This window comes from Marichromatium sp. AB32, assembly GCF_003718675.1.
Lineage (GTDB): Bacteria > Pseudomonadota > Gammaproteobacteria > Chromatiales > Chromatiaceae > Marichromatium > Marichromatium gracile.
Genome location: NZ_RHFJ01000114.1, coordinates 1 through 2,297, shown reverse-complemented (window position 1 = coordinate 2,297; position 2,297 = coordinate 1). Strand labels below are relative to the sequence as shown.

At 64.2% G+C, this 2,297-nt stretch carries 2 protein-coding genes; both read left to right on the top strand.

Going from position 1 to position 2,297, the window contains the following annotated elements:
• A partial coding sequence (locus tag EBL85_RS17305; RefSeq protein ID WP_223806188.1) for a hypothetical protein occupies positions 1–194 on the top strand: 194 nt, incomplete at its 5' end.
• Between the two features lie 335 nt (positions 195–529).
• Positions 530–2,297: tetratricopeptide repeat protein (locus EBL85_RS16620; RefSeq protein WP_123143493.1), on the top strand; the 1,768-nt coding region annotated here is incomplete at its 3' end.

The window sequence follows — 2,297 nt, the reverse complement described above, 5'->3', positions numbered from 1 at the left end:
ACGAGGCCGACTACGTTGAGCGCGTGGTCGCGCTGGCCGCGGATCACGAGGCGCTGGCGACGACCCGCGCCGGGTTGCGCGCGCAGATGGAGGCCAGCCCCTGGCGTGACGAGCAGGGGCAGGTGGCGCGGATCGAGGACGCCTACCGGGCGATGTGGCGGCGCTGGTGTGACTCGACGTCCGCCTCTGCCTGAGGCTTCCGCTCGGTTGTGTCTTTAGGTGGAGGGGCGCGTGCAGCAGCCCCGAGCTGTTTGCGTCGGGGAGCGAGAGCTCGGAGTGGCGTCCACGCAGATCCTGCTCAGCCTGCTTCGCAAACGCTGGCTTACTATTTGCTTCCAGCCCCATCGATAGGGGAACGCGTTACTGGACTCGCGGCCGATGACCACACTGCATCGTTGCTGCCATGCGCGTTAAGGGCATGCTGAAGGGCGCGTCAATTTATTGGCGACTTGCGTGTCGGATGAATGTTGAGCGCTGGCGGCCGTTCCTCGACTAATCGCAATGATCAGGACAAAGGGGTCGACTATCCATGGTCACCAACGACGAATCGCTCGAACTGGCCCGCGCCCATCATGCCGCGGGCAGGCTGGACGAGGCGGAGTCACTGTATCGTGCTCGCCTCACTGCCGAGCCAGATGAGGCCGCCGCCCATCACGGTCTCGGGGTACTGGAGGTCGAGCGTGGACATCTCGATTCCGGCCTCGGCTTGTTACTGCGAGCACTGGAACTCGATCCCGAGAATGGTCATCACTGGGAGTCCTACGCGCAGGGGCTGATGCTGGCCTATCGCCCGCAGGAAGGGTTGGCGGTGATCGAGCGGGCGATCGACTGCGGCCTCGATAGCGCCGAGGCGCATGCCCTCAGAGAGATGCTCCAGCGCATGCTCGCGACCCCGGCTCCGAGCGACGAAGACGCACTGATCACGCTGTTCGAGCGTCATCGGTTCGACGAGGTCGAGCGGCTTGCCCGTGACTGGACCGAACGCAGACCCTGGGATGCCTTCGGCTGGAAGATGTTGGGCGCGGTGCTGGCTCAGTGCTCACGTGGCGAGGCCGCTGTGCCGGTGCTCGAGGAGGCGCTGCGGCGTGATGATCAGGATCCCCAGATCCTCAATACCCTTGGAGTTGCACTCGAACAGGTCGGGAGGCTCGAAGAGGCGGGGCTCGCCTATGCCCGGGCGGCCAAGCTTTCGCCTGATTTCGTCGCCGCACTCTACAATCTTGCCAGTCTGTTGCTGACGATCGGACGAGCTGAGGAGGCCATCGGCTATTTCGATGCGGTGCTGGCGATCGATCCCCGGCATTTGAAGAGCTATAACAACCGTGGCTCCGCGCTACGCCGACTCGGGCGTACGGATGAGGCGCTGGCCGACTATCAGCAGGCCCTGGATGTCGATCCCGATCATCCCGAGACCCTGACCAATCTTGGCAATGCGCTGGCCGAGCAAGGGCGTTTCGATGAGGCACTGGCGCTGCAACAGCATGCGGTCCGACTCCGGCCGGGGCAGGCTGCAATGCTCTCCAATCTGGGGAATATCCTGCAGCTGATGGGGCGGGTTGACGAGGCAATCACGACCTATCGCCAGGCACTGTCGAAACACCCGACGGATGCCGCGCTCCACAGCAAGCTCTTGTTCACGCTCAATTATCACCCCGAGCTTTCGGCCAAGGCCATCTTCACCGATTATCGTGAGTTCGATCGCCGTCACGGTGAATCCGCGCGTGCGCACTGGTCTGCGCACGACAATGATCGCGACCCCGGGCGTCGCTTGCGCCTCGGGTATGTCTCGCCGGATTTTCGCCACCACTCGACCCGTCATATGCTCGAACCCTTGCTGATGCATCGCAATCGGCTCGACTTCGAGCTTTTCGCCTATGCCGAGCTGACGTGCGAGGACGCCCAGACGGCGCGCTACCAGGGATTGATCGATCACTGGGTGCCGACCCGGGGGCTGAGCGATGCCCAGCTCGCCGAACGTATCCGTGCCGACGGCATCGACATCCTGGTCGACCTGGCCGGTCATACGGCGGGCAATCGGCTGGGGGCGTTTGCGCGCAAGCCGGCGCCGGTGTCGGTGAGTCTCTGGGTCGGTTATGGCTACACCTCGGGGTTGAGCGCGATCGACTACTTCCTGTGTGACGAGGTCCTGGTTCCGGAGGGTGCGGAGGAGTTGTTCAGCGAGCGGCCCTGGCGGATTGCCGCGCCCGCCGGCATGTATCGCCCGAGCGAGGGGATGGGGGCGGTGAACGTGTTGCCGGCGCTGGAGCGGGGATACATCACCTTCGGTACGCTGACCC